A 2,265-nucleotide genomic window follows, 5' to 3' on the forward strand; every position below is an offset into this window, starting at 1 on the left:
ACTCGGCGCATGGCATCGACCTCCGACCAGCGCGGCGCCGGGCCGCGACCGGCCCTCGCCGGACACGACATCCTCGGGCCCTCCGCGCTCGGCGAGCTCGTGCGCGCTCCCGACGGGACCGTGCTGCTGGCCCGCCGGTTCTCCCGGGAGCAGGCGGCGGCCTCGCTCCGCACCGGCCTCGCCGATCTGCCTCCCCACGAGCACCGGGAGAGCCTCGTAGACCTCGCCGACGAGGATGAGGACGCCGTCGTACTGCTGACCCGACCGGCCGTCGTCGACACTCTCGCGGGACTCCTGACCCGCGGCCGCGTCCTCACCGCGGGAGCGGCGGTCACGGTCCTCGCTCCGATCGCCGCCGCGCTCCGCGACGCTCAGGAGCTCGGAGTGCTCATCTCGGTCGAGGCCGGGACGGTCGGACTGACGGCGCAGGGGCGGCCCGTGCTGCTGGTGACCGGTGGCGACGGCGCGAGGACAGCACCCGCCGAGGCGCTGCGGCGTCTGATGCTCGTCGTCCAGCCGCTGTCCCCGCCTCCGGCGACGGCGGAGCTCGCCGAGCTGGAAGCGCACCTGTACCGTTCGGCGGCCCCGGCGCCGCTCGGGGACCTGCTCGCCTCTCCGGTCGTTCCGACGGTGCCCGCGGAGGAGGATCCTGTCGCGCCGGTCGCCGCCACTGCGCTCGATCGCGCGCGGAGATCCCTCATCGCCCTGATCCACCGGAGACGACGGGCTTCTCGCGGTCCCCGGAGCCGCGCACCCGGTCCGGCAGGTCCCGCCGTGGACGGCGGTCCTGCGAGGCACCGGCGCGTGCACCCTCTCGACGGCTGGAGACGGAGGGCCCTCACCCTCGCGGTGGAGCGACGGGGGCCGCTGCTGTCGGCCGCGGTCGTCGTGCTCGGCGCCCTGATCGCCTCGCTCGCGACGCAGGGCGGCGGGGAGTCGGCGCGGTCGGCGGCGGCGGACGATGGGGGCGGCGCGTCCGCCCGCCCGAGCACCTCGTCACCTGCGGCTCCCGCACCGCCTTCGCCCGGCACTCCCGCCGGTGAAGCGGCGACGGCCCTGCTCCTCGCCGCCGCATCGTGCACAGCGAGCGGGGACGACTCCTGCCTCCGCAGCCTGACGACGGACGACTCGCCGCTGCGCTCCGAGGGCGGGTCGGACTACGTCGTGTCGCTCGGACCGCTCGACGGCGCTGTCCTCACCGACACGCACGGCGCGACCGCACTCGTCGAGGTCGGCATGGACGGAGGAACGACAGCGGCCTCCGTCCTGATCATCAGGACGGAGGCCGGCTGGCTGCTGCGCGAGGTGTTCACCGAGTGAGGGCGGGACGCCCCGGCCTCAGCGGCCCCTCGCGATCAGATGCCGAGGTCGTTCTCGAACGAGCCCTCCTCGAGGCGCTCCTTGATCGCGACCAGGAACCGCGCCGCGTCCGCGCCGTCCACCGTGCGGTGGTCGTACGAGAGCGCGAGGTAGACGGTCGAGCGGATCGCGATGGCGTCCTGGCCGTCGACCTGCACCACGGCGGGCTTGCGGGTCACGATGCCGGTGCCGAGGATGGCGGTCTGCGGCAGGAAGACGACCGGCGTGTCGAACAGCGCGCCGCGCGATCCGGTGTTGGTCAGCGTGAAGGTCCCGCCGGCCAGCTCGTCGGGCTTGAGCTTGTTGTTGCGGGTGCGCTCCGCGAGGTCGCCGATGGTGGAGGCGATCTGCGCGAGGTTGAGGTCCGATGCGTTCTTCAGGACCGGGGTCAGCAGGCCGCGCTCGGTGTCGACCGCGATGCTGATGTTCTCGTGGTCCGGGTAGACGATCGAGTCGCCGTCGAGCGTCGAGTTGATGACCGGGTAGGCCTTCAGCGCCTCGGCGGCCGCCAGGGCGAAGAACGGGAGGAAGGACAGCTTGGCGCCGGTCTTCTCGTGGAAGCTCTTCTTCACCGAGTCGCGGAATCGGGCGACGTTGGTCACGTCGACCTCGACGACCGAGGTGAGCTGAGCGGTCGACTGCATCGACTCGACGGCGCGCTGGGCGAGGACCTTCCGCAGACGCGAGAGCGACTGCGTCGTGCCGCGCAGGGGCGAGGTCTCGAGCGGGGTGCGCGCGGCCTTCGCAGCGGCGGCGGCAGGAGCCGACACGGGGGCGGCGGGAGCCGACTTGGCGGCCTCGACCGCGTCGAGGACGTCCTGCTTGCGGATGCGCCCTCCGACACCGGTACCGGTGAGGGAGGCCAGGTCGATGCCGTGCTCGCTCGCGAGCTTGCGCACCAGCGGC

Annotated in this window: 2 protein-coding genes; one reads left to right on the forward strand and one right to left on the reverse strand. The window is 73.5% G+C overall.

Annotated features, from left to right (window positions below; translation table 11 throughout):
• Positions 1-1,320 (forward strand): hypothetical protein (locus tag IOC53_RS18585; protein WP_207408091.1); only part of this gene is annotated, 1,320 nt, incomplete at its 5' end.
• Between the two features lie 35 nt (positions 1,321-1,355).
• Here the strand turns inward: IOC53_RS18585 and sucB are convergent.
• The coding region (gene sucB, locus IOC53_RS18590) for a 2-oxoglutarate dehydrogenase, E2 component, dihydrolipoamide succinyltransferase (protein WP_207408093.1) at positions 1,356-2,265 on the reverse strand (910 nt) is incomplete at its 5' end.

This window comes from Rathayibacter sp. SD072, assembly GCF_017355185.1.
GTDB lineage: Bacteria > Actinomycetota > Actinomycetes > Actinomycetales > Microbacteriaceae > Rathayibacter.